Genomic DNA, 636 nt, shown 5'->3' with positions numbered 1-636 from the left:
CGTAGACGTGGGGAAGCGAACCCTCCGGATTTTCCGGCAGCCGAATAAGGGCCGGAGAAAGAACCCGTATCTCGGGTGAGTAGCCTAGCTGGTAACGGACCTCGATCCGATGGATTTGCAACTGCTTGATATCGCCGGTCCAGCGAGCAGCGTTTTCGCGACGGGATAGGTGACTGACCCGAAAGCCGGGCCAGTCACGCCTCATCGAAGCGACCTGCTCCTCGATCGAGAGTGGCCTACTATTCATCGATCGGATCTCCAAAAAAGGTGTGCGATTTGGCGGCGACCGGAGCCGCCGACGTAATAACCGTGGCCGCAGCCGGCAGCAGGATGCTGCCCTTCTTGCTGTAGACCTGCGATCCAGCGACGATCGCCGCACCGGTGGTGTCCGCCATCCTATCGGCCGCGCGCGTCACGACGCGGTCGCCAAACATCTCGCGCAGCCAGTTGCGCAGACTGACAGGGTCAAGTTCGCCGCGCTTGGCGCGCTCGATTCCGGCCACGAAATCGTGGAGACAGCGGGCGAACTGGTTCTGCTGATCCAGGTTTTCCGGCCAGCGGTCGGTGAAGACGTCGGCGCTGTAGGTCGGGTTGACGACCTGAAGCTTCTGACGGTTGATCGTTGCCCGCTCGATC

At 61.6% G+C, this 636-nt stretch carries 1 protein-coding gene and 1 pseudogene; both read right to left on the bottom strand.

Going from position 1 to position 636, the window contains the following annotated elements; genetic code table 11:
- Window positions 1-247, bottom strand: a 247-nt coding sequence (locus ACODTY_RS24125) for a type II CBASS E2 protein (protein ID WP_488996701.1), incomplete at its 3' end; no start/stop codon positions are given.
- Window positions 240-636: pseudogene (locus ACODTY_RS24120) on the bottom strand (nucleotidyltransferase domain-containing protein); the annotation flags it as partial. The gene ACODTY_RS24125 and the pseudogene ACODTY_RS24120, both read right to left, overlap by 8 nt.

It is taken from the genome of Mesorhizobium sp. FG116, assembly GCF_057809835.1.
Note: the sequence above shows the minus strand (reverse complement) of the source record. Positions and strands in the feature narration are given on the sequence as shown.